The organism is Candidatus Nitrosocosmicus sp. T (genome assembly GCF_054408485.1).
Window position 1 is genome coordinate 2,177,077 of the sequence record NZ_CP166992.1, and the last position, 20,874, is coordinate 2,197,950.

The 20,874-nt window shown below is 32.3% G+C and carries 26 protein-coding genes; 13 read left to right on the plus strand and 13 right to left on the minus strand.

Features of this window, described 5'->3' with window-relative positions:
* Positions 1-86: 86 nt before the first annotated feature.
* Together AB0A59_RS11045 and AB0A59_RS11050 are read left to right on the plus strand one after the other, a co-directional pair.
* Complete coding sequence (locus tag AB0A59_RS11045) at positions 87-752, plus strand: matrixin family metalloprotease (protein ID WP_458743780.1); 666 nt, start codon at positions 87-89, stop codon at positions 750-752.
* 263 nt (positions 753-1,015) lie between these two features.
* On the plus strand, positions 1,016-1,204 hold the full coding sequence (locus tag AB0A59_RS11050; RefSeq protein ID WP_458743782.1) for a hypothetical protein: 189 nt from the start codon (positions 1,016-1,018) through the stop codon (positions 1,202-1,204).
* Between the two features lie 246 nt (positions 1,205-1,450).
* Here AB0A59_RS11050 and AB0A59_RS11055 read toward each other — a convergent pair whose 3' ends face one another.
* Complete coding sequence (locus AB0A59_RS11055) at positions 1,451-3,301, minus strand: hypothetical protein (RefSeq protein ID WP_458743784.1); 1,851 nt, start codon at positions 3,299-3,301, stop codon at positions 1,451-1,453.
* Between the two features lie 534 nt (positions 3,302-3,835).
* Between AB0A59_RS11055 and AB0A59_RS11060 the strand changes: the two genes are divergently transcribed.
* Together AB0A59_RS11060 and AB0A59_RS11065 are read left to right on the plus strand one after the other, a co-directional pair.
* Positions 3,836-4,219 carry a hypothetical protein gene (locus tag AB0A59_RS11060; RefSeq protein ID WP_458743786.1) on the plus strand — a complete coding sequence of 128 codons (384 nt, stop codon included), beginning with the start codon at positions 3,836-3,838 and terminating at the stop codon, positions 4,217-4,219.
* 506 nt (positions 4,220-4,725) lie between these two features.
* Positions 4,726-4,908 carry a hypothetical protein gene (locus AB0A59_RS11065; RefSeq protein ID WP_458743787.1) on the plus strand — a complete coding sequence of 61 codons (183 nt, stop codon included), beginning with the start codon at positions 4,726-4,728 and terminating at the stop codon, positions 4,906-4,908.
* Between the two features lie 227 nt (positions 4,909-5,135).
* Here AB0A59_RS11065 and AB0A59_RS11070 read toward each other — a convergent pair whose 3' ends face one another.
* Positions 5,136-5,360 (minus strand): sensor histidine kinase, encoded by a 225-nt coding sequence (locus tag AB0A59_RS11070; RefSeq protein ID WP_458747602.1) that lies wholly within the window; start codon positions 5,358-5,360, stop codon positions 5,136-5,138.
* Between the two features lie 810 nt (positions 5,361-6,170).
* A complete protein-coding gene (locus AB0A59_RS11075) occupies positions 6,171-6,521 on the minus strand; it encodes a hypothetical protein (RefSeq protein WP_458743789.1) in 351 nt (116 codons plus the stop codon).
* Between the two features lie 411 nt (positions 6,522-6,932).
* On the opposite strand from AB0A59_RS11075, the gene AB0A59_RS11080 reads away from it, so the two are divergent.
* Both AB0A59_RS11080 and AB0A59_RS11085 read left to right on the plus strand, forming a co-directional pair.
* Entirely contained in the window at positions 6,933-7,517 is a 585-nt protein-coding gene (locus AB0A59_RS11080) for a hypothetical protein (RefSeq protein WP_458743791.1), read from the plus strand.
* Between the two features lie 437 nt (positions 7,518-7,954).
* Positions 7,955-8,557: an HNH endonuclease gene (locus AB0A59_RS11085; protein WP_458743793.1), complete on the plus strand. Its 603-nt coding sequence runs from the start codon at positions 7,955-7,957 to the stop codon at positions 8,555-8,557.
* 217 nt (positions 8,558-8,774) lie between these two features.
* On the opposite strand, the gene AB0A59_RS11090 is transcribed toward AB0A59_RS11085, so the two are convergent.
* Positions 8,775-9,200 (minus strand): hypothetical protein, encoded by a 426-nt coding sequence (locus AB0A59_RS11090; RefSeq protein WP_458743795.1) that lies wholly within the window; start codon positions 9,198-9,200, stop codon positions 8,775-8,777.
* Between the two features lie 676 nt (positions 9,201-9,876).
* On the opposite strand from AB0A59_RS11090, the gene AB0A59_RS11095 reads away from it, so the two are divergent.
* Both AB0A59_RS11095 and AB0A59_RS11100 read left to right on the plus strand, forming a co-directional pair.
* Positions 9,877-9,996 carry a hypothetical protein gene (locus tag AB0A59_RS11095; protein WP_458747603.1) on the plus strand — a complete coding sequence of 40 codons (120 nt, stop codon included), beginning with the start codon at positions 9,877-9,879 and terminating at the stop codon, positions 9,994-9,996.
* A gap of 10 nt (positions 9,997-10,006) precedes the next feature.
* Positions 10,007-10,225 (plus strand): MgtC/SapB family protein, encoded by a 219-nt coding sequence (locus AB0A59_RS11100; RefSeq protein WP_458747604.1) that lies wholly within the window; start codon positions 10,007-10,009, stop codon positions 10,223-10,225.
* Positions 10,226-10,270: 45 nt separating this feature from the next.
* On the opposite strand, the gene AB0A59_RS11105 is transcribed toward AB0A59_RS11100, so the two are convergent.
* From AB0A59_RS11105 to AB0A59_RS11115, 3 genes are all read right to left on the minus strand, one after another.
* Positions 10,271-10,489 carry a hypothetical protein gene (locus AB0A59_RS11105; protein WP_458743796.1) on the minus strand — a complete coding sequence of 73 codons (219 nt, stop codon included), beginning with the start codon at positions 10,487-10,489 and terminating at the stop codon, positions 10,271-10,273.
* On the minus strand, positions 10,465-11,265 hold the full coding sequence (locus AB0A59_RS11110) for an LpxD N-terminal domain-containing protein (protein WP_458743797.1): 801 nt from the start codon (positions 11,263-11,265) through the stop codon (positions 10,465-10,467). The genes AB0A59_RS11105 and AB0A59_RS11110 overlap by 25 nt, the downstream gene beginning before the upstream one ends.
* Positions 11,266-11,595: 330 nt before the next feature.
* Complete coding sequence (locus AB0A59_RS11115) at positions 11,596-11,802, minus strand: hypothetical protein (RefSeq protein ID WP_458743798.1); 207 nt, start codon at positions 11,800-11,802, stop codon at positions 11,596-11,598.
* Between the two features lie 447 nt (positions 11,803-12,249).
* On the opposite strand from AB0A59_RS11115, the gene AB0A59_RS11120 reads away from it, so the two are divergent.
* From AB0A59_RS11120 to AB0A59_RS11130, 3 genes are all read left to right on the plus strand, one after another.
* Entirely contained in the window at positions 12,250-12,840 is a 591-nt protein-coding gene (locus AB0A59_RS11120; RefSeq protein WP_458743799.1) for a hypothetical protein, read from the plus strand.
* A 794-nt stretch (positions 12,841-13,634) separates the two neighbouring features.
* A complete protein-coding gene (locus tag AB0A59_RS11125) occupies positions 13,635-14,162 on the plus strand; it encodes a hypothetical protein (protein ID WP_458743801.1) in 528 nt (175 codons plus the stop codon).
* A 127-nt stretch (positions 14,163-14,289) separates the two neighbouring features.
* A complete protein-coding gene (locus AB0A59_RS11130) occupies positions 14,290-14,604 on the plus strand; it encodes a hypothetical protein (protein ID WP_458743803.1) in 315 nt (104 codons plus the stop codon).
* A gap of 254 nt (positions 14,605-14,858) precedes the next feature.
* Here AB0A59_RS11130 and AB0A59_RS11135 read toward each other — a convergent pair whose 3' ends face one another.
* Positions 14,859-15,131: a winged helix-turn-helix domain-containing protein gene (locus AB0A59_RS11135; RefSeq protein WP_458743804.1), complete on the minus strand. Its 273-nt coding sequence runs from the start codon at positions 15,129-15,131 to the stop codon at positions 14,859-14,861.
* A gap of 389 nt (positions 15,132-15,520) precedes the next feature.
* Between AB0A59_RS11135 and AB0A59_RS11140 the strand changes: the two genes are divergently transcribed.
* Together AB0A59_RS11140 and AB0A59_RS11145 are read left to right on the plus strand one after the other, a co-directional pair.
* Positions 15,521-16,003, plus strand: a complete 483-nt coding sequence (locus AB0A59_RS11140) for a winged helix-turn-helix transcriptional regulator (RefSeq protein WP_458743805.1) — start codon at positions 15,521-15,523, stop codon at positions 16,001-16,003.
* 163 nt (positions 16,004-16,166) lie between these two features.
* Positions 16,167-16,436, plus strand: a complete 270-nt coding sequence (locus AB0A59_RS11145; RefSeq protein ID WP_458743806.1) for a hypothetical protein — start codon at positions 16,167-16,169, stop codon at positions 16,434-16,436.
* A 470-nt stretch (positions 16,437-16,906) separates the two neighbouring features.
* Here AB0A59_RS11145 and AB0A59_RS11150 read toward each other — a convergent pair whose 3' ends face one another.
* The 5 genes from AB0A59_RS11150 to AB0A59_RS11170 all read right to left on the minus strand — a co-directional run bounded on the left by AB0A59_RS11150 (position 16,907) and on the right by AB0A59_RS11170 (position 20,571).
* Positions 16,907-17,239 carry a hypothetical protein gene (locus AB0A59_RS11150; RefSeq protein ID WP_458743808.1) on the minus strand — a complete coding sequence of 111 codons (333 nt, stop codon included), beginning with the start codon at positions 17,237-17,239 and terminating at the stop codon, positions 16,907-16,909.
* 329 nt (positions 17,240-17,568) lie between these two features.
* Entirely contained in the window at positions 17,569-18,345 is a 777-nt protein-coding gene (locus tag AB0A59_RS11155) for an oxygen-binding di-iron domain-containing protein (protein WP_458743810.1), read from the minus strand.
* Positions 18,346-18,635: 290 nt separating this feature from the next.
* Positions 18,636-18,839, minus strand: coding sequence for a hypothetical protein (locus tag AB0A59_RS11160; protein WP_458743812.1), 204 nt, complete (start codon positions 18,837-18,839; stop codon positions 18,636-18,638).
* A 220-nt stretch (positions 18,840-19,059) separates the two neighbouring features.
* Entirely contained in the window at positions 19,060-19,467 is a 408-nt protein-coding gene (locus AB0A59_RS11165) for a hypothetical protein (protein ID WP_458743813.1), read from the minus strand.
* A 6-nt stretch (positions 19,468-19,473) separates the two neighbouring features.
* Positions 19,474-20,571: a Vgb family protein gene (locus AB0A59_RS11170; RefSeq protein ID WP_458743815.1), complete on the minus strand. Its 1,098-nt coding sequence runs from the start codon at positions 20,569-20,571 to the stop codon at positions 19,474-19,476.
* Positions 20,572-20,874 lie beyond the last annotated feature (303 nt).

A 20,874-nucleotide genomic window follows, 5' to 3' on the forward strand; every position in this document is an offset into this window, starting at 1 on the left:
TGTTTAAATGTAATATAAGATAAAACAGTAAGTAGAATTTAACTAAAACATATGTTAAATACCACAATTACAAAGTTATAGATAATATGCATAATTCAATCAAGTTATTGCTATTATCTTTTATGACTATGGTTTTGTTTACTACAATTAGTATTGCTAATCCTTCATTTGCTAGGGATCACGATGATGACGATGATGACGATGATGACGATAACAATTTCTCTGATAAAGACGTAGTTCAAATATGTTGTGCATGGGGCTATGAACTGGCAGATGGTCTCTTAACTTATTCAATAGATACTGACGATGATGATGATGATCTTAAGGATGCAGTAAGCAATGCCATGGACTCTTGGAACGAAGGTTTGACAGGAATTACATTGGTTGAAACAGATGATAATGAGGATATTAAAATCTCCTTTAAAAATGACGGAGAAAGAATAGCGGGGAAAACTGTTAACTATCTTGATCAGTTTGGATTCATCAGACAATCTCACATAACAGTATCAGAAGAATCGTACGATCGTGATTTTAGTTCCTCACAAATCGAGCAAATCACACTGCATGAGCTTGGTCACGTACTTGGACTAGATCACGCCAACTTTAGAGGAAATCTAATGGCAGAAAGGGTCGATATTGGAAGTACTACAATATCATCTTGTGAAATAGAAGGAGTACATATAGCCAATGCATGGAAGGTAAATAACGGAGACACGATGTACTTACCAAAACAAAACTACATAGAATGTTAGAAGAATTCTAGTCAGTTTTATACTATCATCATAATTTATTGGTTAGGATTAATGATTGATTATATAATACAGTTGAAAATTGCAGGACGCGAGTAGCTTTATTTCGCGTTATCTAGAATAGATTTAGATGGCAAGTACAGATATTATAATTTTCAGTCAGATATTCTAAAAAAAATTTAGGCAAGTTTGCAAATTTATCAAAAAGAAACAACAAAAATCTCTAGAATCAATGTATTTAATAACTCCACAGATACAAGGTATTTGTGAATATTCTTCAAAAAAAATACAAGTGTGAAAAGGATGGAGAAAAATTTGATACCTATGAGAAATTCATTGACCACAGTAGAAAAGTACATCATAAAGTAGTTTTGAAATGTAACAAATGTGGTAAACAGTTTATTAGTGAAAAAGAAAGGCTACATCATGTCAGAGAACCTTGTAAGAACAAGTAATTATGAACAATTATTAAGATAAACCCCCTTTTGGGTAAATCCTATAATACTTGCAATTTTATTGAAATTATTTTGGCATTCGTCTAGATTTGCCTTATCGTAAATCCTTTAGATAATTTTTCTCGTAGATCTAAATATAGATAGAAATTTAACGCTGATTTTAGTAGTTGAATAAAAGATAATTATAAAATAAAACTTAAGATTTCTCGTTTAATCTTGTCTAAAAATTAGAAGAGAATTTGTTGATTACTCTTCGCTACCTTCTCCGCCGCTTTCATCTCCGCCGCTTTCATCTCCGCCGCTTTCATCTCCGCCGCTTTCATCTCCGCCGCTTTCATCTCCGCCGCTTTCATCTCCGCCGCTTTCATCTCCGCCGCTTTCATCTCCAGATTCTTCAGTTGTAGCTGATTGTGTTTCGCTGCCGTCATTACTGTTATCGCCGCTGTCATCGTTTTCTTCGTCATTGCCTGATTCTTGAGTTTGTGCTATTCCTTGTTCTGCAGAGTTGCCGCTACCGCCGCTTTGAGCTGCTGTATTGCTACCCTTGTTTTCTTGGTTTTGGACGTTAATGTTGTTACCAGATAAGATACTATCCTCACCAGATACTACTAGGCTGTTTTGTTCACTGGATTGTGATTGACCTATTCCTTGTTCTGCAGAATTGCCGCTACCTTTACCGTTGCCGCCGCTTTGAGCTGCTGTATTGCTACCCTTGTTTTCTTGGTTTTGGACGTTAATGTTGTTACCAGATAAGATACTATCCTCACCAGATACTACTAGGCTGTTTTGTTCACTGGATTGTGATTGACCTATTCCTTGTTCTGCAGAATTGCCGCTACCTTTACCGTTGCCGCCGCTTTGAGCTGCTGTATTGCTACCCTTGTTTTCTTGGTTTTGTACATTGACGTTATTACATGAAACAGTAGCATCCTCGCCTGAAACACATAATGCATTTTGGTTAGAGGATTGTGATTGACCTATTCCTTGTTCTGCAGAATTGCCGCTACCTTTACCGTTGCCGCCGCTTTGAGCTGCTGTATTGCTACCCTTGTTTTCTTGGTTTTGGACGCTCACGTTATTACATGATGCAGTTAAACTACCACCAGCAACACATAATGCATTTTGGTTAGAGGATTGTGATTGACCTATTCCTTGTTCTGCAGAATTGCCGCTACCTTTACCGTTGCCGCCGCTTTGAGCTGCTGTATTGCTACCCTTGTTTTCTTGGTTTTGGACGCTCACGTTATTACATGATGCAGTTAAACTACCACCAGCAACACATAATGCATTTTGGTTAGAGGATTGTGATTGACCTATTCCTTGTTCTGCAGAATTGCCGCTACCTTTACCGTTGCCGCCGCTTTGAGCTGCTGTATTGCTACCCTTGTTTTCTTGGTTTTGTACATTGACGTTATTACATGAAACAGTAGCATCCTCGCCTGAAACACATAATGCATTTTGGTTAGAGGATTGTGATTGACCTATTCCTTGTTCTGCAGAATTGCCGCTACCTTTACCGTTGCCGCCTATCTGACCTGCTGCGTTATTTCCTTTGTTTTCTTGGTTTTGGACGTTAATGTTGTTACCAGATAAGATACTATCCTCACCAGATACTACTAGGCTTCTTTGGTTAGAGGATTGTGATTGTCCAATTGCTTGTTCGATAGAGTTGCCGCTGTATTTGCCGTTGCCGCCTATCTGACCTGCTGCGTTATTTCCTTTGTTTTCTTGGTTTTGGACGTTCAAATTGTTACATGATATAAAAGTGTCATCACCGCTTACACACACTGCAACTTGAGCTGAGGATTGTGATTGTCCAATTGCTTGTTCGATAGAGTTGCCGCTGTATTTGCCGTTGCCGCCTATCTGACCTGCTGCGTTATTTCCTTTGTTTTCTTGGTTTTGGACGTTCAAATTGTTACATGATATAAAAGTGTCAGCTCCTGACAAACAAATTCCAAGCATGGTTGCTCCCTGAATTTGTTCTATGGATTGTGATGCTTCATTTGTTGCATATACGTTACTTGGAGCAGCCATTAAAGCCGGAGCCAAAGTTAACATAATAAATATTGGTAATATTGCTAATAGGTATTTCATTATAGTAATTTTCTATAATAATTTTCAATATTTAAACTTTATTGAAATAAACTACAATAATGTTCAATAACAATTATAGATAAAAATTTTCTAATTTTATGTTAGATAACATATGAACTAATTATAGATAGTATTTCGCTGGTTTAGTAATTGTTATTGTTATCTAAGAGAGCCATTTCAAGAAATATGACAGAGGTAGAAATGAATTAATGAATTAATCGCCCACTTGTCTCCAATTATTTGAGCTCATTTGAAGCTTGCTGAAACCAATATTTTTAGTGGTAAAGTTATATACAAATAATAAGTGAATAGTATCGCATTGAGAAATAATTGTTGCTTAGAAATAATCCAAGTTCATTTTAAGGCCACATATATCATTGAGTCATCCACTGGAAATTCTAGAAATATGCAAAATTATTTAAGAACTACAAAATTTTGAAATACGGAAAACCAATAGAATTCTTAATTCTACAGCAGACTCTAATGAACTTAATATTAATAATTAGGTATTACGGATCGCGAAATGAGAAAATTATGAGAAAATTTAAAAGATCTTTTAACATAGATATTCAAAATCAAATGAAGCACATCATAAAATCAAAATTGCACTTTGTATTCTTAATCGTGGCAGTAATTGGAGCAACTTTTTTTCTCAGTATTAGTCATAACGGCGTGATCGCTCAACCAATTGCAGAAACAGACATTGGAAGTAATACAGGTGAGGCAAGTGATACTTTTTTCCAGTTAGAGGATTCGATAGAAACTATCAAATTGTTGGTCAATCAAACCCAATTAGCTATTAGCAATAACAATAGTACAGGTGCAGATAATTTACTCAACCAAATATACAATGAATTGATACAAATATCAAATAATTCTAATAATTTAATATGGGACTTATCAAATGAAGGTAACTAGAACTATCTACGAATATGAACAATCTTTTTTGGTATAATTAATACTAGATTTTATTACAAGTAGTTTACACTCATATACCTTGAATTTTTTTATCTAAAGTTTCCATGGTCTTTTTAGTTGAATACCCGAGTAAAAAGATTAAACTCCTAAACATTTAAGACAATACCTATTCTCAGAAATAGGTCTTGTATAGCCGCCAACAATTTAGAAAACGAATAATACCGATATTTGATCAGATTTTCTCAGGAATTCTTCACCCTATTTGTATAGCATATTCTAAGTTGTTAATACTCTTAATGAGAATTCCAAATTTGAATTGAAATCTCATCCTTTATTTTAGAACAATTAAATGCTATACAATCTTTGATATTTAAAAATCGGGACTTCGATCCAATACCAAGGTTTTCAGGAATTAATCCAGGGTAAAAACATCCAGTGTCGTTAATCAAGCTATAGTAATAAATTCAATGGAATAACATCCTGACTTAACGTTTACATATGATTAGATGATAATCAATACCATGGCAGTGTTTGCGTGTCCAAAATGTGGAGAATCATACAATGCTACACCCCCCGACTCGGATCACAAGAAATCAACAAAATATCCTGACAGAGAGACAATTCCGACGACTATTAAATGCAAAATGTGCGGGAATTTAAATACGATATACTGGAAAACAGTTCAATAATTTTCATTTATTCATAGGTTACTGATTGTTAATGCAGATAACGCTTTTAATACATTAGGATTACTTGCACATGAAATTATTCTCATGTTTATCCATCTGAAATACCAATTGAACTTAAGTTATTCGAAATTAGATATTCAGTCGTTTTACATTTTCACTAATTTTTGTGTGTCAATTAGTAAAGCAAAAGTGAATGTTGCTCCCTTGTTCTGATCATTTTATTTGGCTCATATATTTCCACCACGCGTTTCAATTATGTTTTTACAAATATAAAGTCCAAGTCCAGTCCCTGATGGAGGACCTTTTATGAATTTATCAAATAATCTAGATAGTATGTCCTTATAGATACCTGGACCAGAGTCACTAATTTTATTGAACACTTTATTGTAAGTCCTTTTAACAACAACAATAATACTTCCTTTTTTAGTAAACTTTATGGAATTGATCAAGATATTTGATAATACTTAAATAATTCGATCATTATCGACATAGATAAATAGCTCTGAAATTCCTTGTTTCTCAAATTGGACATTCAAACCGATATCTTTACCATCATTGAGGAATATTATATTGATTGCATTTTTTTATCTTCTTGATTAGAATAATCACTTATCATACCGGTCATCAAACTTACCAAATTAAATCTGTCCATATTCAAATCTAAAGAACTACTTTCAATTCTTGCGGCATCCCGAATTACCCCAGAAAGTTTCTAAAGTCTTTTTGAATTCTTTATATTTATTTTGATATGGTCGCTGTATTCTTCTTTTCCCCTATTTTGTTAATTAAGAAGATCGAAATAACAAGTACCGTTGGATTAGTGTTCTTAATTAAAACACCAATAATATAATTTACGATAATTAATTCTTCGCAACAGATACTAATTGAAGGAGCATATCAATTTGGTTGATGGTGATGAGGCCACATTCACTCATTTTAGAAGTTATAATACTTTTATAGTTTTATTTTGTTGTTATAGTTTAATCAGAAAACATTTTTTTTACCATTTTGAAAGGGTAATTGTGATAATATGTCATTACAAGAGCATAAAATATTTTACACCAATGACGGCTTAGTAAAAATTGAATATATATAAAATACAAACTAATTTAGTAAAGTTTACTTCATAGTTCGGAGAAAATCCCTGGACGGATACAAAAAGTATCTATATATGGAATAAAAAAATGCGGAATTCTGTTCGACCAAATAGTATGACTCTCAATCAACTTGCTCTATGATATACTAAAAGTATAAATAAATCCTTATTGGGTTGACATGTTATTTAAATGAACTTCTGTTATATTCATCAGTGCTTCTTCGACGTCATCATCAACCGAAAACCCCATTTCATCTTCTAGGCTACCTATAGCCCTATCCCAATTTTCTCCGCCATTTTGATCACCATCTTCTTTGTCTTCTTGTAATGCTTTAGACAGATTTGCTAGTGCAGAATCATTAATACTGTCAGATATTTCGGTTGAATCTTGTGGCGGTAATGGCGATGATGATGGTGACGAGGTTGCAGTTACAATTGATATAATTGGAGATTCAATCAATAATCCTAAAATCCCAAGAGCACAAAATATAATAATAGAGAATTTTAATATTTGCATTTTGAATCAGCTTGCTGTATAGATATTTAAATATATATAGTCACAAAATTATTACAGTTGGTAAAACAATTTACATATTCAACCCACATTAAAATAAGAATGAAATAATTAGTTGAAAAAATATCTGTAATAGTATTGTATCAGTTAATGTTTTTGCTGCTTATCAGTTTATGGTACTATCAGGTTATCATTTAGAAGTAGGTTTCAGTTCTGGTATTTTGTTGCAGTTTACCGTCGAAGTGTAACTTTGGATACTAATTGGAGGGTAGGTTATAATTTATACCGGCGGGACAGATTTATTTATGTCTTCTGTAAATTCTTATCAATTTGATAATGCAGCATGGTAAATAAAGTGAGCAACCGACTGTATTTTTTAAATATTAATTAATCCCCTCCATGCATACTAAATAATTGATTAAATTATTAGGTATATCAGCTGCAATCATTTTCATTTTGAATGCGGTTTCAATAGGAGGTTATTCTCAAGTTAGTTGGGATGTATATGGTCAAAACAACTCGACGGCTGAGACTAAGAAGCAACTTGTAGTAGCGAACGCGACTCAAGGGCAACAGGCCAGTATTACAGTAACTAAAATTGTTCGTTGTGATTCCTCTTTAGGTATTCCGAGTGATGATTCTGTTTGTCAATTTGTGCTGCAAAATATTGATGCAAATCAGTTTAATTTAGTAGTAACAGGAAATAATCCAAACACAACTAGTTTTCAAGGATCGGATAATGGAACAAATATTTCTGTAGGCCCTGGAAATTATACCGTTTCAGAAAGCCCCTTTGATACCATGGATATTGAAAATCAACTTGGAGAAACAGCAATTGTAACTGTTTTGACAGATTCTAATGGTGATTGCACATCTCAATTTAGCCAAGTAGACACGTTTCAAGAAGCAAAAGGAATGATATCTAACAATGAATTACAAAGCTGTGAAATTATCAATACAATTAACGTAGATCAAGGAGCCTCGCCAGAAGAACCATAGGTTAAAAATTAAGAGTTACATCCAATACTTAGTTAATAATATCTAATACAAGATATCAAAAATAAATTCAAAACCTTACATTTTTGATTTCTTAATTAGCAAGAAGTTGCAAAAGCTAAATATATCATATTATTTTCATTTGGTAAAAATTAGAAACGACTGTGAAAATTTTTTATATAAATTCATTACGAATTTAAATGCCTGGACCATATTTTTTATCATAGGCGAATCAACTCAAATAAATATAAGCATGAATATATATTAAAAACATACTAGAAATTTGAGAGTAACAATATTTATGCAAATCTTGTACCTTTGATTTTGATAGAGAAAAATTCAATAGTCATTATTAATCATATTCAGTATTTTTTCATATATACCATTACAAGCGTCATTCCCATTTGATTATAGTCATTTTTACCTTTACACTATTCTCCATGTTAAATATCATACCTACTTCGGATTCAACAATTGCCCCAGTTCATCCCTTGTCTTATTATGATACCCATTGCTTAAGGGATGATTCAATTGGGTTATTAGATCTATATATGCATCACCTAGTAAGAGAATTAGCAGATTATACAACGGAGTCCTCCACTAAAAATTTAGCTGATGATGAAGGTTGTTCAAACCAGATAATAAACACGCATAGTAATTTAGACGTGTCTGCTAATGCTTTTTCTGGTAATGTTGAATGGAGAAATTCTATTCTACCATTTTTTTCAGAGATTTTTTACTTGCTAGTCCAGCCTTCGTCAATTGCATTATTATTTTCAATTGTAGTCACCGGAATAGTTTTGAATTCTCTTAAAAAAATAAAGAAACGTACAAACCCGTCTAGAAAGGGGTTTTCCCAGGTGACAAGAGAAAGAATTCTAAGAAAGCAGAACTGTAGATGCATATACTGTAAAAAGATCTTGACGGTCATAGATTATCACCACAAGAATGGCGATAGATCGAATAATAAGGAAAATAACTGTCAAGCCCTTTGCCCAAATTGTCACGCCATAAAAACTAGAAATAAACTGATCAACAATTAAACTTGTCTGATTATTCAAACAATATTACATTTAATACCGAGTTTAAAGCTCGGTTGTAGCAGTAAAATTTTTGTAAGCATAATAACATGAAGAAAAAGTCCAAGATTTAAGTCTGGCCTAAGTAGTGTGAAATAGTATATTGATACGAAATTCCTTCGTGTGACACTATTCATAATAGCGGCGAATTTATGTTAATGTCAAAATCACTATGGAAAAATTAATTCACTTCAGACGATTCAGGTTTTAGAACAATTTTTTCTAATATTTCTTTTACTAAGGTTGATTTCTCTTTTATAGAGCCTTCCCCAACAGGATATAAATTGTACTGCTGGTTTAGTAAATCATTGCAGCGGTCAAGATCCTTGCTATACACAAATAGCACACTTCTAAGGATACCTATATTTGGATGTTTATTAGGATTCTCCGAAGCCCCAATAAGGTTACCAATACTTTCTAAATAATAGTCTTTAGTCTTATTTAATGTCTTTTCAAGTCGTTCAAAGAAATCAATGAGTGCGAAATTATCGTAGTTTTCGTGCTCATTTTTAATTTCTCGCTTTATTCTTCCTCTATAGTATTCAAACGCGCAATGAATTACATCGGTATAACGCAAATAATTATTCTTGGGACTATCAAAAACCACAGTTCTTCCTTGAGTAAATAAATCATATAATGCTTTTCTTGACTTGAGATATTAATAAACACCAAAAATTTTGATATACGGTTTTATGTCATATGTGGAAGATCTACAAGATTGTTCTTTATATACCTCTCAAACGAAAAATAAACGCATTTATGAAATATTATGAGAATCAGATTAGATACCACTACGATATGGCCTAAGAATCAGATCTCAACTTAATTCTCTCCGTGGACACAAATCGAGCAAGTTATACTAAAAGTGAGATAGATATCAAGTCTGATTATTAATTTTTGACATAACCTAATTGAATATGCTAGATATAGATGATTGTGTTTATTCATTGGATTATGAAATATTTATAGGTCAATCAAACAATCAGCGTATTAGCAGTATATTACTTGTAGACAGTACGTTTGTAATTATGCCAGAATGTATATGCCGTATCAGTTCGAAGATTCAATTGTGAATTTATCAGCTCAAACCAAATCTAAATGAAATCGCGTATTATGATAATGGAAAAATGAAGGTAATAGAATGTTGAATTATGTTAACAGGTTCAATAGTTCCTGGATTATTAGTATAAACGAACTTGATTTTGAATTGAACATAGGATTGTCACTATTGGCGGGGTTTTCTGATTGGGGCAGAGAGAGAATCAAAAGCTAAAGCGGCAGGAATTGGAACCCATTGTTTTGTGATTGGAGTTTCAAGGATTTTTATATGTATTTCTGCACTAGTAGACCCCAATTCGACGTCGAGGATCGCTGCGCAGATCATGACTAGAAAAGATTTTTAGGGATGGAATTATACTAAAAGGCGAATTATTCGATAATAAAGATTCAGATAATCCCTTAAATAGAAAAGTACTCAATTTGACCGCAGCAGCAAGTATATGGTTTTCCGGTGCAATCGGAATGGCAATAGGATTTAACTTTCACTTTATTGCCATAATTTCAATAGTATTTGTAGTTATAGTAACTCGAATTTCACAAGTACGAAAAAGACGTGAGAAAGCCGTTGAATAAATTGGACATGGATGTTATTTGAGTGAATACAAAATTCGATAGAAATTATATATCTTTTTGACGCATCCAGTCAGATCTTGATTGTCCAGCCATCAAAAAGAGTTTCTCTTTATTAGCAGTTACCTTCTTTTTTATAGATTTTGCAGGTACGCCTGCAACAATGTCTTCATCTGCTATATTATAGATAACAGAACTACCCGAACCCACAATTACTTTATCACCTATTTTTATCTTGTTTTTTATATACTGTTTAGCCCTAACCAACAATTATTACCTATAGATGTACTGCCACCTATTATTGTTCCAGCTGTTAGTTCAGTATTTTTTCCAATTTCAACATTATGGGCTATATGACATAAAGCATCAATTTTTGTTCCCGGTCCTATAATCGTGTCACAGAGTGATCCCCGTGCGATAGAGCAATTTGCAAATATTTCTACGTCGTTTCCTATCACTACCTTGCCATAATGAGGAAATTTTTCTAGATCTAGAGTTTTATCTGCTCTTTCAAATGCAAAACCATCAGAACCTATTGTGGTGTTTGGTTGAATGAAACAATTATCCCCTACCTTACAATTTTGCAGATTTGCTTTTGATTCTATTATGGTATTATTGCCAATGGTACAATTATCACCTATCACTACATAATCGCCAATATAACAATCTCTTCCTATTTTAGCCGAATCGGCTATAACAGAACTTTTGGATATACCAACTTTAGGTGGATTAGGTGTAATCCGTTTGGCAAGTCGAGTAAACTCAAGTCTAGGATTATCTACAAATATCAATAGTTGTCCATCCTTATGATTTGGATATACATGTCCCTCCATGCTTTTTTTACAAAGTATTACACCAGCATTTGACTGTGAAATAGACAGTATGCCTTTGTATTCCTCGGATGAACAAAATGAAATGTCATCTCGTGTTCCTGTATGTAAAGATGACACATTTCTTATTGATTTTGACTTGGGGTATCCTTTAATAGTATAATTTGAATCAGTCATGTGCTTCAATAGTGATTCAACGGTCCATTGAACCATATCGAATCTATTTTCTTTTTTAATATAATTGTTTTCTAAACTATTAAAATAGATAAATGATTACGTATAATCGGATATAATAATTTGACGATTCTATTTAGATTGTTCAAATCTACTATGATGTTTGTAATTCTTCCAGTTACCCGTTAAATAAGACGAAAGAACAATCGATTTAATCGTGCATTGCCGGATATATTTATTAATAAATTTCAGAAATTTGTATTATATCCAAGTTATTTCTATACAGATCCTTAACAATTTCAATATCAAGTTGTAAGGATACCATATTTTAACATGATGGCTTAATAATAATATTCAAATTTATTGAATCTAGTCTAACAATTTAATCGTAACTGGTCCTCCGCTGAGAGATTTTTGTTCCAAACGGATAATTGATCGTTTTCCACGATACATAACATAAGTTTCAAACTCCTTTTCGCCATATTCAAATTTGACCTTTTTGTTCAACCACTCTTTAGGTACCACGGCAGTGAGTCCCAACCCCGGTACTTGCCTAAAATGGGTCTTGCAGGTCATACTATCTTGAAACACGATCTATAATACAGTCAAAAGATAAAAAACTTATTCGACGAATGTTACTATATTATATGTTTTAAATTTTGTGTGTAAAATACCAAAATAAACTTTGATTGGAAATATCTTCCATTTTCCTGCAAATAAAAGAAAATCATCGATAGGCCGGCATATTTATCATATTAATCTTTAAAGATAAATAATAATTATGGGTTATAGATGTCTGCCCAACCGACTGCAAGTATACTTCTAGGAGACAGTGTTTAATATAGTACCCAGCATGGATTCAGTGCCATAATACTTACAAGTCTGTAATTAACCAGGAGTCCAGATAGACTTAAATTGTAATTTAGTCCAAATAATGGTTATTAACCTTTTGAATATGAATTCAATGGTAATAATAACCATTTGATACCAATATTTATATAAGACGTTGGATAATTATGGGTAATGTCTAAACAAGATAAAAAAGAAACAACCACATCTACATCCGGTTCAACTACAAAAGATAATTTAGATCAAGCAGTTCAAAACAATAACCAAATCTTCAATAGAGTTGTTGAAGAGACCACACAATCTCTGAATCAGGTATTCGAGGAATCCAAAAAAAGCATTGAAAGAAACATTAACGAAGCAAAGAATCAGATCCCGGTATACACAAAGACAATAAATGAAGTTCAAGAACAAGCAGTTCAAGCTACAAGAGATATCGCAGAAAACTACCTTGACTATCAAAAACAAGCAATTGATTCTTTTCAATCTATAGTCACACCATATATTGAAAATGTAAATAACCAGTTATGGAACAACCAAGATATATTTAGAAGAATTCCAGAAATATATTCAAAAATGGCCAACAACTATGCAGAAAATTCAGTAGCTTTAAGTCGACTCATTAACAATATCGCATTTTCAAATGTTGATATAGTAAAAAGCGTAATCAACAACACAAAGGAACAATCAAAGCAATTTGCAGAAATAGGAAAGAGAAACGCTAGAGTTTACGAATCGGTTGAAAGAGAAAACAGAAATAGCTACTAAATAAAATTCAACTATTGACCACAAGTTGAGTCAATAGTTTTTCATTTTGTTTGTTTTTTTTTAATTAATTATAGTATATAGTATAAATATACATTTCAAAAAAGCCTAGCCAAAAAATAATTTAATTATCTGATTTCCAGTAATTCTTTGAAACGGTCTTATTAAAGGTCTTGTTGATGAAGGCATAAAGCATTAATCAATTCTCAACCTATCTCTCTTGTATTGATTATTTTATAAAATAAAGTTGTTTGATATCAAAACAACTAGCCACTAAGATAAGATTAACTATTATTCAATCCTATAATTGATATCATTGTTTGGTGTAGTTTGGTTTGAGGTATTCCAATAATAGAAATAATTTTAGATAAAAAATAATATCACTTGCAAACAAAATGAGATTGGAAATATATCAAAGGAGAAAAGACACCGATGTTGATAAATTCATTTGCAAGAAGACAATAATAATTAATACAGTTTGATGCTATCAAACTGTATTGCAAAGTCAGAAAGAGAGTTTCTGAAATTTCAATTAAAGATACAAATGTATTCTCCACTACTTAACATGGTCAGATGGAGCATGTTATTGCATATAGTCGGTGCACTTAAAGCATAGAGAGGAATGCTTAATGGTCAATCTAGTCATACGTTAGAATATGCCAAAGCTCCACCGGCTAAGTTGGTCATAAATAAACATTCTATAAAATTATTCTAAATTTATCGGATAGAACTAACATTGCTAAAGATCTTAAAAAATTATTATATGATATACTTTAGTATTAAAGATTAATACTAAAATGTTTAGGTCAAATAATACAAAAACTACTACAGTATTAATTGTAGTAGCATTAGCAACAGTAATGATAATGGGTCCTCAAATAACGAGCATAGGTGATGTCCTAGCAAAACAAAAATACAATGATTGGGAAGATTGTAGAGACGATCACAGTAAGAACTGGTGTAAGCAATATTTCAAGAACCATGATGATGATAATGATGATAATGATGATGGAAATAGAGCATCACAAGGCATTAGTCAAAGCCAATCCTCAAATCAAAACAGCCAAGTAGTTTCGGGTGGAGATTCAATAGGTTCAGGAAACAACTTTAACTTCCAGAATCAAGAAAATAAAGGAAACAATGCATTAGCACAAAATTCAGACGATGATGATGATGGAAATAGAGCATCACAAGGCATTAGTCAAAGCCAATCCTCAAATCAAAACAGCCAAGTAGTTTCGGGTGGAGATTCAATAGGTTCAGGAAACAACTTTAACTTCCAGAATCAAGAAAATAAAGGAAACAATGCATTAGCACAACAATAAATCCTATTTTTTCTTTGTCTAGACTTGACCACATATGAGGCAGGCTAGACACCTCAATCAAAATAACATCAGAACTTTTTACTATCAAACATATTAAAATATAGTAATAATTATTAGAAAATAATAGTTGAAGTTATCAGAATTATGTGAAATGATTCAAGAATCGTTCCGTTCAGGAAAATATCCTTTAGCACAAGAAGCTGAAAAACAAAGGTCAAAACTTGTTAAAGTGATAAATAGATCATCTTCAGATGACATGAAAGGCGATAATATAATCATAGAAACTAGGATCAATGATTTTTTTGTTATCAACAATTATGTGTCACAGATCACACATTTGCCAGGGATGATAGAAATGGATACGCTAGATTCTTTTAAAATGCTTAGTAGACGTATTGATAGATTTAACGATCATATAAGTAACATCACCATAAAAAAATAAATGAGAATGTTATTAACAACCAGAAAAAATTCTTTCCTTATCTAAGACTGAACCTTTAACCAGACCAAATTTATTTGACTAATTATAAACGGGAAATCCGTCAACTAGATTTAATGCAGTCTAAAACTATTTTCAGATATGGGTTACTTCAAAAATATATTCTCAAGTACAATAAAACCATAAAAATCAACAAATCTGGCCATAATTGTTAAGCAAGCTTAACTTTAAGAAAAAAGTTGATAAAAATTTTTTTTCTAATTGATTATAGTTTTATAATTTCTGGTCGGTGTTGCAAGTAATTCTTCGATTTCACTATTCATCTTTAAGAAGATTAATCCTTTTTGTGTGGTTTTGTATATAGATCCTTCTATATATTCGATTAAATCATTCTCTATAAGAACAGAGAGATATTCTTTAAGCTGTGCATAGCTCAAAAAAGCTTTGTACATAATCTTAGTTTTAGTAGCGCCACCATTGGCTGCTTCAAGAATCATTGCTACAATTTCGGTGCGGCTTCTGTATTTCATAATATTATATATAACATCACTAGTATATAACCGTCAACAAACTAGAGCCTTTATCGATCACCAATATAATAAGCTTTTTTATTATCAGTCAAAAATAGGTTCAGTATAGTATACTTGCAGTGGGAGGAAAACCCAATCAATTCTCCTAATTTTTAGATGCTATTGAAATTTGCAAGAAAGGTAGAGATTTTTGGACATACAATCATATAATAAAAAATCAAGGACAAACTTCTTTTAATATCTTGGTGCTTATTTTATGATAATTACATATAAGGGCATTTTCCACAGTTCAATACGTCAAACTTCAATCATTTGCAGCGGTTAACTATTCAAATACTTTAAGATATACAAAATTTAGTATAAGATCTAATATTGGAGTGAAATCATAGGTGGGTTATCCAAACGAGTACGAAAAAGAAGGACATGAAAGAGAGGATTGCATAATCAGACCTCAAGTCAAAATAGTCAACTGTCCAATCAAAACTAGCTTAGGGGTTTTAGGCAAGAAGTGGACTATGCTAATTATAAGAGACATTGGATTTCTAAAAATAAAGAGATTTAATAGAATTTTAGAATCAATCCCAGGGCTTACACCAAGAGTATTATCCATGCGCTTAAAAGAGTTAGAAAAGGAGGGGATCATAAAATGTAAAGAAATAAGAAAAGATCAACTGATGATTTTATGGAGTTTGACCGAAAAGGGGGAAGATATTTTACCCATTTTACTTATGCTAACTGCCTTTGGGTCAAAATGGTATTCTGAAATGGTTTTTGAGGATAAAAAGCCAAGAAGGTTGGACGAAGTCTTTTCTCAGCCAGAAACAAGACAATTGATTTTAGAATATAACAAAAGGTTCAGATTTAAGTACTAGTGACAGAAACTAAAAGAAAATATAGAAATAATGCAATCCAGCTAAAAAAGACGGATAAAACTAATATAGTAACATAATACCACCATGAAGTTCTAATAAAAAAAACCAGTAACATGTATCCAAACTATGATATAATTAATTTCAGTTATAAATTATAATTATAATGAGTAACATAACAAAAAACTATAAGGTAGGAATATTTGCAATGTTTATTGCAGCAGCTCTCGTTGGTTCAGTAGTAGCCTTTGGCGATAACTATGCATATGCAGGCGGAAAGAAGAAATCTAATGATGCAGAGCAAGAAATCGAGCAAGAACAATCAAATGAACAAAATGCACAATGTGTATCTGGAGACTTTTCATTATTATGTGGAAATAACGTAAACTTGCAATTACAAGCCCAATTAGGCAATTTGGCATTAGGCCAACAATAACCTCTTTTTTTAATATTTTCGCTTTTTTTTGTTATAACCTAATCAACTATTGATTTTCGTGATATCTTTTCCTTTGATAGTATTATTATTCCCTTACTTATTCAAATAAGAAAATTAATTAGGCTCAAATTACGTGAACTCGAATATTTTTCATATATAGATAATATTACCCAGAAAATGGCTAAATCTAAATCCCAACTTTTTTTTAGCTTTCTACAAATATTTTTATGAATAATTAAACGCAATCTCAATTTTGGATCTTAGCATTGAGATAGTATTCAAATAATATCCCAATGAAGAACACAGAGATATAATTACAAAGAAGTAAATCACAAACATATATTAAAACGGATTAGATTTCTTAGAAAGAAATTCACTTAAACAGAAATCATCGATTATATCAAATGGTCATAAGAATATATCTATCTATACATCGATAATATAGATTAGAATAAAAAAATAGAGGAAAATTATTGTTGGCCTAATGCCAAATTGCCTATATTGTCATTGAAGAATAATCCTACATTATTCCCCGATGCAATAGAATCTCCACCAGATACAACCTGACTATTTTGTACTGATGATTGTTCTTGTGATATTTCTTGCTCTGCATCATTGGAATTATTGCTTCTATCGTTATCGCCATTACTATCATCATCATCGTGATTATGCTCTCCATCGTGACAGGAATGAGCGAATGCCAGATTAATATCAGAAGTGACGACAGTTGGAATAACCGCTAGGATCAAAGACACCACTGCAATTGTTACCATTATTGACATATTTCTTTTCTCAGATAACATTTAATTCAATATTAGATGAGGAAATAAATTATATTAGAATTTGTTAAGTTACGAATAGAATATTTTTCTGCATTATAATACAAATGACAGGATTGAGAGTAAAGTAATTCGGAATATAGAAACAGAATTTTTCATGATATATGGTCTTTACAACAAATATTATTTATAAAATTTATTGTACTATTAACAGTATCATTATTAGTTCTTTTATATTCCCTTTAGAGAATATACAGAGAGGAAATCGGACAAGATTTCCATATTCAAATAAGAGATGCACTTATTCTTGATACTATAAGCAAATGATTAATTAAAATCATCCTACCAAAATATTAGGTCACTTCAAACTCCATGCTTTGGCCCAAGAGTTTTCCGGAATAAGCAAAATCGTTTTTCATGATCGAATCAACATATTTGGAAAATACGGAACCATCGATACATGATCCATGCATGGGGTAAATCATTTTTGGTTGCAATTTCTCAAGTCTTTTGCTAGTTATTCTTACGGGTTTTTCGCTAGCAAAGATTCCGACTGCCTGATATAGGGCGATCATAGAATCAGATAGATCTTCTGAAACAACAGGTTTGTTGAATCCAGGTTGAATAAACAGATCGGAAGTAAAAAGTGACTTGGAATTCTCTTCAAATATCATCATACTATCCCAATGATGTACATGAGGAGTCATAATAAATTTCAGCGTTGATTTTCCGATATTTAATATTTCATTATCCCAGAATGAAATGTGATCTACAGGAACGTTATGCCAGCCAGTCAGGTTTAATTTAGAACTGAGGTCACTACAAACCAATCTTGCTTTTGGACTCTTTAGAAACTCCATACCACCCCATTCATCGCTCTCAAAGTGCAGGAAAGCTACATAGGCTAATTTTTCCAATCCCATCACTTCCTTAACCTTTGCTTCAATCTTCTCATACATACCTACCGGACCTGTATGAATTAAAATAGGTTTTTCATCATCGATTAAAAGCTGATTATACGTAATTCCATAGCTATCGTCAAATCCACTGATACGATATATTCCATCACTTATCTCCGAGATTGAGACATCAATTTTACTTGGATTAATATGCTTGCTTATTTCAGGCATATTTACTAATATCAAATCAAAGAATTAAGGATTGTCAAATTTTTATCTTGTCAAAGAGTAGTTACTGCTAACGTGCTAAATGGAGACATGTTATCATGAAAGGTAAAGAATTAATATATTAGTCGAAGAAATTAGAGAACTTGATTTAAACAGATTAATATTAGTTTTCTCACACATTATGAAATATCAGATTGGGATCATGTTGTAGATATCATTTCAAAGTCTGCAACACCATCTCCTTTTCATTGAGAACAAGTTCAGGCTTTATAATATTCCATCCAATAGAAAATCTACCAGGTTCTGTCAATAGCAAAGCAATAGAAATAGCCATAAACAGTATCTTTAGATAACAACCCCCATTCATAGCCTTTTGGAAGAATAATCATATTTGAGGTATTAACAACTATAAAGGCAGAAATTATTTCTACCGCAAATAAAAGTGAAATGATCCTATTCAATAGTCCAAATGATTGAATATTTTTGTAAATTACCACAACAAGGGGTGATCAATACTTTAGTTAACAGTGGCTTTCGCGGTGACTAAAGGTTAATCAAGCCACGATCTGTAGTTGTACTTTTAAGGCTCATTACCTGAGAGAAGCACCGTCCAAAAACGTTCTAGTATTATCAACCAAAACATGTTTTCTATCCGGACAAGAATTTTCAGGTTAACCGGTATTAAAAAAATCCAATGATCTTAACCCGTTATCTAAATTAATTTTGTCCAATAATTACATTTTCTTGAGGTACTATTATAGTCTGAGTCTGATTAACTAACGTCGGTTTGTTGCTGTCCAAACCCTCTAGAATGTCTGTTTTAAGAGCTATTGTAGCATTAGTGACGCTGTATGTGGGATTACTTAATAAGGGATTCAATACTGTAGATGTATTTGATATAGAGTAATCTTTAGATGTGGTTTCATTTTCTATGATTTGATTCCCCATTAGAGAAGAATTAGCAGTATATGTGGATTGATTCACCTCAAAAGTTGTGGTCAAAGACGTGGTTTGAGAGAAAGCAATATCGATATTAGATTTTACAAATATCAACGAAAATAAGATAATAATAGATACTAGAAATATTAATCCCGTAGAATCTATTTTGTTTCCAGAATTTGCCATGTCGGTTTAATCCATTCTGACGATTTTAGAACCAGTCTCATCAATGTAGTGTACGCTTCCAGCAGAGTCAATCTCAATAGTCGATGGTTTTTCCTGCAATTTCCATTCAGTAAATTCACTGGAAACAGGTGTAAGCCTTCCAATAGTGTTTGCATTGCTTTCTATAAAGTATACATTACCCGTGGTACTATCAAATTTAATTGAAGTGGGAAGGCTATTAGCAGTAGGTATGTTCCATTTTGTAATAGTATTAGTATTCACATCAAGACTTCCAATAGTGTTTGAGCTACTGTCTGCAAAATAAATATCATTACTGCCAGTAAAGCCCAAAGCAATCGAATTTATGCTAGTCGAGTTTGATTGTATAGCCCATTCTGTAATAGTATTAGTTTGCGGAGCAAGCATTCCAATAGTGTTTGCATTGCTTTCTATAAAGTATACATTACCATTTGAAGGATCTACATCCAATGAGTTAAATTGTCTGATGTTATCATTTGCTGCAGAGTTATTGCCTGCAGATGAAGCAGAAGAGTTTGATTGTATAGCCCATTCTGTAATAGTATTAGTTTGCGGAGCAAGCATTCCAATAGTGTTTGCATTGCTTTCTATAAAGTATACATTACCATTTGAAGGATCTACATCCAATGAGTTAAATTGTCTGATGTTATCATTTGCTGCAGAGTTATTGCCTGCAGATGAAGCAGAAGAGTTTGATTGTATAGCCCATTCTGTAATAGTATTAGTTTGCGGAGCAAGCATTCCAATAGTGTTTGCATTGCTTTCTATAAAGTATACATTACCCGAAGAGTGATATTTAATTGAAGTGGGAAGGCTATTAGCAGTAGGTATATTCCATTTTGTAATAGTATTAGTATTCACATCAAGACTTCCAATAGTGTTTGAGCTACTGTCTGCAAAATAAATGTCATTACCACTAAATGAACTAGTGATAGGAAAACTGCTATTTCGATCACCAGGCAGCGGAAGAGCCCAACTCTTAGTCATCGCGATATTTTGGTCGGAAGGAATTGCTAATACTTCAATAGGCTTAATATAAAATATAAGAGCAAAAACTAAGAGACTACATATAATGAATGCTTTCAATTTATAGATACTATTCAATTATTTTATTATATAAAGTATTCAGAAAACCATTCTTATATCCATAAGAAGTCCAAAAGATGTTTGACCTTGGCTTCTTTTGGAGTACAAGAATGCTATAGAGAACAAAAATCATCATTACCTATCAAAAAGGTAAAAGGCTTTGAGTCAACACCGGAACAGAAATAGTACAACAAATACCATCTGCAAAAAGGATAGTAATAGAGAATATAGCATTTGTAAGCCAAAAAAGTACAGAATACTGAGCTGTTTTTAGAAAAAGGTTCACAAGACGTAATAAGATAT

What these genes read in the sequence shown, in the direction of transcription:
- AB0A59_RS11045 (WP_458743780.1), top strand. Translation starts at nt 87, where the DNA reads ATGCATAATTCAATCAAGTTATTGCTATTATCTTTTATGACTATGGTT.
- AB0A59_RS11055 (WP_458743784.1), bottom strand. Translation starts at nt 3,301, where the DNA reads ATGAAATACCTATTAGCAATATTACCAATATTTATTATGTTAACTTTG.
- AB0A59_RS11060 (WP_458743786.1), top strand. Translation starts at nt 3,836, where the DNA reads ATGAGAAAATTTAAAAGATCTTTTAACATAGATATTCAAAATCAAATG.
- AB0A59_RS11065 (WP_458743787.1), top strand. Translation starts at nt 4,726, where the DNA reads ATGATAATCAATACCATGGCAGTGTTTGCGTGTCCAAAATGTGGAGAA.
- AB0A59_RS11075 (WP_458743789.1), bottom strand. Translation starts at nt 6,521, where the DNA reads ATGCAAATATTAAAATTCTCTATTATTATATTTTGTGCTCTTGGGATT.
- AB0A59_RS11085 (WP_458743793.1), top strand. Translation starts at nt 7,955, where the DNA reads ATGTTAAATATCATACCTACTTCGGATTCAACAATTGCCCCAGTTCAT.
- AB0A59_RS11110 (WP_458743797.1), bottom strand. Translation starts at nt 11,265, where the DNA reads ATGGTTCAATGGACCGTTGAATCACTATTGAAGCACATGACTGATTCA.
- AB0A59_RS11115 (WP_458743798.1), bottom strand. Translation starts at nt 11,802, where the DNA reads ATGACCTGCAAGACCCATTTTAGGCAAGTACCGGGGTTGGGACTCACT.
- AB0A59_RS11120 (WP_458743799.1), top strand. Translation starts at nt 12,250, where the DNA reads ATGTCTAAACAAGATAAAAAAGAAACAACCACATCTACATCCGGTTCA.
- AB0A59_RS11125 (WP_458743801.1), top strand. Translation starts at nt 13,635, where the DNA reads ATGTTTAGGTCAAATAATACAAAAACTACTACAGTATTAATTGTAGTA.
- AB0A59_RS11135 (WP_458743804.1), bottom strand. Translation starts at nt 15,131, where the DNA reads ATGAAATACAGAAGCCGCACCGAAATTGTAGCAATGATTCTTGAAGCA.
- AB0A59_RS11145 (WP_458743806.1), top strand. Translation starts at nt 16,167, where the DNA reads ATGAGTAACATAACAAAAAACTATAAGGTAGGAATATTTGCAATGTTT.
- AB0A59_RS11150 (WP_458743808.1), bottom strand. Translation starts at nt 17,239, where the DNA reads ATGTTATCTGAGAAAAGAAATATGTCAATAATGGTAACAATTGCAGTG.
- AB0A59_RS11155 (WP_458743810.1), bottom strand. Translation starts at nt 18,345, where the DNA reads ATGCCTGAAATAAGCAAGCATATTAATCCAAGTAAAATTGATGTCTCA.
- AB0A59_RS11165 (WP_458743813.1), bottom strand. Translation starts at nt 19,467, where the DNA reads ATGGCAAATTCTGGAAACAAAATAGATTCTACGGGATTAATATTTCTA.